Consider the following 4967-nt stretch of genomic DNA (forward strand, 5'->3'; position numbering starts at 1 on the left):
GTCCTCAACATCGGTCTGTCCGACAAGTCCGTGAAGGGCCTCGCCGAGCAGGCCGGCGACGAGCGCTTCGCCTGGGACTCCTACCGGCGCCTCATCCAGATGTTCGGCAAGACCGTCCTCGTCGTCGGCCAGCTTGCCGAGCGCGTCCTTGGCCTTGCCCGCCCCGTCCTCGATGCGGTCGGTGTACTTGCCCTTGGTCAGGGAGTCCGCCGCGTCGGCGGCCTTGTCCAGGCCGATCTCGACCTTGTCACGGTGCTGGCTGAGCGTCTGCTTCAGCTTGTCGACGTTGAGCCTGTCCATGAAGCCCATCCCGGCCACCTGCTTTCTCACGTGCTGCCAACGGCCTACTGCTGCTGACGAGCGCCCTCGTCCGTCTCATTATCCGCGGCTTCGCCGGCCGCCGTCTGCTTCGGGATGTCCACGGTGTCCGGCGCCGCCGCCGTGGCGTGGCCGCCCTCCCCGGCCGGGGTGCCGCCCGCGGCGTCCGGCGCGCCACCGGCCTGCGCGGTGGGCGCGGATTCCGGCGCGCGCTCCGTCCCGTCCGCCCGGCGCCGGAACCGGCCGAAGACCTTGCTGACCACACCCATGAGCTGCTCCTGATCCTTGTGCGTGTCCCTGGCGTCCCCCGAGGTGGAAACGACCCCGGCCGCCGCCCGTCACGTCGCTCGTTCGTGGTGGCGCCCACCGGTCTGCGAGACTGCACCGGATGAACACCGCAGCACCGACCCCCCAGGTCATCGCCGTCGTCGGCCCCACCGCCGCCGGCAAGTCCGACCTGGGCACCGCTCTCGCCCGCCGGCTGGGCGGCGAGGTGATCAACGCCGACTCCATGCAGTTGTACAAGGGCATGGACATCGGCACGGCGAAACTGACCGAGGCCGAGCGCGACGGGGTGCCGCACCGGCTGCTCGACATCTGGGACGTCACCGTCACCGCCAGCGTCGCCGAGTACCAGCGGCTGGCCAGGGCGGAGATCGACCGGCTGCTGGCGGCCGGCCGCACCCCGGTGCTGGTCGGCGGCTCCGGCCTCTATGTGCGCGGTGCGCTGGACAAGCTGGAGTTCCCCGGCACCGATCCGGCGGTACGCGCCCGGCTGGAGGCCGAACTGGAGGCCGTGGGCAGCGGCCCGCTGCACGCCCGGCTCGCCGCCGCCGACCCGGCCGCCGCCGCCGCGATCCTGCCCGGCAACGGGCGGCGCATCGTGCGGGCCCTGGAGGTCATCGAGATCACCGGACGGCCGTTCACCGCGAACCTCCCGGCCTCGGGCGAGGACGCCGGACACTACCGGGCGCTCCAGATCGGCATCGCCACCGACCGGCCCGCGCTGGACGCGCGGATCGCCGCCCGGGTGGACCGGATGTGGGCCGCCGGGCTGGTCGAGGAGGTACGCGGCCTGGAGCCCGCCGGACTGCGCGAGGGCCGGACGGCCTCCCGCGCGCTGGGCTACCAGCAGGTGCTGGCGGCGCTGGCCGGGGAGTGCACCGAGGAGGAGGCACGGGCCGAGACGGTGCGCGCCACCCGGCGCTTCGCGCGGCGGCAGGAGACCTGGTTCCGGCGCGACCCCCGCGTGCACTGGCTCGACGGCGCCCCGGACGCCGGTGGCGCGCCCCTGGCGGAGCGGGCCTGGGAGCTGCTCGAACGGACGGTCACATCCTGATCACGTGATGGCATCGGGACGCTCCCCGGGGCCGGTCCCGGCGCCTCGCCGTGCCATCATCGAGCGATGCCGCAGCCGTGAAGACCGATCGCTAGGGAGGGCACGTGGCGATGGAGGCCGGCCCTCGCGAAACAGACGGAACCACCGGAGACATCCCCGGGCAGCACCGGGGCGAGGTCCCCGCGCAACGGCTGCCCGGACCGGGCGGCCCGGTGGGTGAGGACCTACCCGAGGAGAGCGGGGAGCGCGCCGAGTCGTACGGCGAACTGCGCCCGCCCCGGCGGCTGCGCGTCCTGCACATCGTGCCGATCGTGCTGCTCGGTCTGCTCGGCTCGCTCATGTTCGCCTTCCCGCTGGCCTTCACCTTCGACGACGGCGGCGCCGTCGTCGCGATGACCGGGCTGCTCATCGGGTGCAGCGCCGCCGGGCTGGGCATGATGGCCGCCCTGCGCGTCGGCTACACCCTGCCGGGGCTCCCCTCCCGGGGCTCGGGGCGCCGCCCGGACTGGCGGCTGATCACCCTGTACGGGCTGGGCATCGCCGCGCTCGCCGCGCTCGCCGTCAGCCGCGTCGCGCTGCTGCGCTGAGCGGGGCCGCGCCGGACGGCGGGGCCCGCGCCCGCCGGATACGATCGGGCAGATGAGCACCGCACGGCAGTCCGTACCGTTCCTCAAGGGCCACGGCACGGAGAACGATTTCGTGATCATTCCCGACCCGGACGGGCGGCTGGAGCTGTCCGCCGGGGACGTCGCGCGGTTGTGCGACCGGCGTGCCGGGATCGGCGCGGACGGCCTGCTGCGGGTGGTGCGCTCGGCGGCGCACCCCGAGGCGCGCGCGCTGGCGGACGCGGCCGAGTGGTTCATGGACTACCGCAACGCGGACGGCAGCATCGCGGAGATGTGCGGCAACGGTGTCCGGGTGTTCGTGCGCTACCTCCAGCGGGCCGGGCTGGTGAAGGACGGCGAGGTGCCGGTGGCCACCCGGGCCGGGGTGCGGCGGGTCCGCGTCGCCGGGGACGGGCCGCTGACGGTCTCCATGGGGGCCGCCCGGCTGCCCGGCGGTGACGGCGACTCGGTGACGGTGCGGATCGGGGAGCGTTCGTGGCCGGCCCGCCACGTGGACATGGGCAATCCGCACGCGGTGGCGTTCGTGACGGCGCTGGCGGACGCGGGCCCGCTGCTGAGCCCGCCCGAGGTGCGGCCGGCCGAGGTGTATCCGCACGGGACGAACGTGGAGTTCGTGGTGGACCGGGGCCCGCGGCACGTCGCCCTGCGGGTGCACGAGCGCGGTTCCGGCGAGACCCGCTCGTGCGGGACGGGCGCCTGCGCGGTGATGGTGGCCGCCGCCCGCCGCGACGGCCGGAACCCGGTGGTGGACGGCGAGCCCGCCGCGTACACGGTGGACGTGCCCGGCGGCACCCTGCACATCACCGAACACCCGGACGGCGACATCACCATGACGGGCCCTGCGGAGATCGTGGCCGAGGGCACGGTGACCCTGCCCTGACACCGTGCGGGGCACCGGGCGCGGGAACCGTCCCGCGCGCCGGGCGCGGGCGCGGGAGTGGGCCGCTCACCGGCCCCGGCCGTGGTGTCCCGTCCCCGCCGCCACAGCAGTGACCCGGATCACCCGCGGGCGGTCCGACGGCCGGTCAACTCCCCCCTCCAGGGCTCGCTTTCGGACAGACTGGCCGGGACATTCGTCGCTCGAACGGGTGATCCGGGCGGGAAGGGGCGACCGGCGGACGGGCCGGGGTGATCAGCTCGGTACCATCAAGCACCGGCGCCGCTGCGGAGATTGTCACGGGAGCAACGCGGCCCGGTGACACAGCCGGGAGGTGCCCCTTGAGTGCAGAGGCGATCGGACCCAGCAAGGCCGCCCGTGCGCGGCGCGGGCACCGGATCGACGTTCTGAGACTGCGCCAGCTCGGCCGCGCCGCCGTGTTCGGCCCCTCGGCCCCCCGCCACCGGCTGCCCGACGCCATCGAGCACATCGCCCAGGTGCACCGGCGGCACCACCCCGGCGCCGACCTCGACGCCCTGCGCCGCGCCTATCTCCTCGCCGAGTCCGCCCACCGCGGACAGATGCGCAAGAGCGGCGAGCCCTACATCACCCACCCGCTCGCCGTCACCCTCATCCTCGCCGAACTCGGCGCCGAGACCACCACCTTGACCGCCTCACTGCTGCACGACACGGTCGAGGACACCGAGGTGACACTCGACCAGGTGCGCGCCGGCTTCGGCGCTGAGGTGGAACTGCTGGTGGACGGCGTCACCAAGCTGGAGAAGGTGGAGTACGGCGCCGCCGCCGAGCCCGAGACCTTCCGCAAGATGCTGGTGGCCACCGGCACCGACGTCCGGGTGATGTCGATCAAGCTCGCCGACCGGCTGCACAACATGCGCACCCTCGGGGTGATGCGCCCCGAGAAGCAGGCCCGCATCGCCCGTGTCACCGACGAGGTCCTCATCCCGCTGGCCGAACGCCTCGGCGTCCAGGCACTCAAGACCGAGCTGGAGGACCTGGTCTTCGCCATCCTCCAGCCCGCCGAGCACGCCCGCGCCCTGGAACTGCTGCGCGCCCACCAGGCCGGCCCCGAGCCGCTGGAGAAGGTCGCCGACCGGGTACGCGTCATCCTGCGCGAGGCGGGGATCGCCGCCGAGGTCCTCATCCGCCCCCGGCACGTCCTCTCGCTCCACCGGGCCCTGCTCAAACGCGGCGGCCTCGGCCCCGGCGGCTTCGGCCGGCTGCTGATCCTGGTCGCGGAGGACGCCGACTGCTACGCGGTGCTCGGCGAGCTGCACACCTGCTTCACCCCGGTGGTCTCCGAGTTCAAGGACTTCATCGCCGCCCCCAAGTTCAACCTCTACCGCTCCCTGCACACCGCCTTCGCCGACCGGGACGGCCTGGTCGCCGAGGCCCTGGTGCGCACCCACGCCATGCACCGGGTCGCCGAGGCCGGAGTGATCGCCCTCGGCAACCCGCACCGCGCCACCGCGCCGGAGACCCCCGACGGGGCCGAACCGGCGGCGGGCACCGAGCCGGGCCGCCCCGGCTGGCTCTCCCGGCTGCTGGACTGGCAGCGCCAGGAGCCCGACCCCGACACCTTCTGGACCGCGCTGCGCGCCGAACTCGCCGAGGACCGGGAGATCACCGTCTTCGCCGAGGCCGACGACGAGGGCCCGCTGCAACTGCCCGCCGGCGCCACCTGCGTCGACGCCGCCTACGCCCGGCACGGCCGGCTCGCCCACACCTGCATCGGCGCCCGCGTCAACGGCCGGCTCGCCACGCTGCGCACCGTGCTGCGCGACGG

Annotated in this window: 5 protein-coding genes and 1 pseudogene; 4 read left to right on the forward strand and 2 right to left on the reverse strand. The window is 74.4% G+C overall.

The window, feature by feature from the left end:
- Positions 1–198: 198 nt before the first annotated feature.
- Positions 199–309: pseudogene (locus tag ACFV5N_RS24615) on the reverse strand (antitoxin); the annotation flags it as partial.
- Between the two features lie 35 nt (positions 310–344).
- Positions 345–587: a hypothetical protein gene (locus tag ACFV5N_RS24620; RefSeq protein ID WP_385603808.1), complete on the reverse strand. Its 243-nt coding sequence runs from the start codon at positions 585–587 to the stop codon at positions 345–347.
- Positions 588–706: 119 nt separating this feature from the next.
- Here ACFV5N_RS24620 and miaA point away from each other — a divergent pair, with 119 nt between their 5' ends.
- From miaA to ACFV5N_RS24640, 4 genes are all read left to right on the forward strand, one after another.
- Positions 707–1657, forward strand: a complete 951-nt coding sequence (gene miaA / locus ACFV5N_RS24625) for a tRNA (adenosine(37)-N6)-dimethylallyltransferase MiaA (protein WP_385603811.1) — start codon at positions 707–709, stop codon at positions 1655–1657.
- Positions 1658–1869: 212 nt separating this feature from the next.
- Entirely contained in the window at positions 1870–2244 is a 375-nt protein-coding gene (locus ACFV5N_RS24630) for a hypothetical protein (protein WP_385603813.1), read from the forward strand.
- Positions 2245–2296: 52 nt separating this feature from the next.
- A complete protein-coding gene (gene dapF, locus ACFV5N_RS24635; RefSeq protein ID WP_385603816.1) occupies positions 2297–3163 on the forward strand; it encodes a diaminopimelate epimerase in 867 nt (288 codons plus the stop codon).
- Positions 3164–3501: 338 nt separating this feature from the next.
- A partial coding sequence (locus ACFV5N_RS24640; RefSeq protein WP_385603819.1) for a RelA/SpoT family protein occupies positions 3502–4967 on the forward strand: 1466 nt, incomplete at its 3' end.

The sequence above is a fragment of the Streptomyces sp. NPDC059853 genome (assembly GCF_042731495.1).
In the GTDB taxonomy this organism is placed as follows: domain Bacteria; phylum Actinomycetota; class Actinomycetes; order Streptomycetales; family Streptomycetaceae; genus Streptomyces.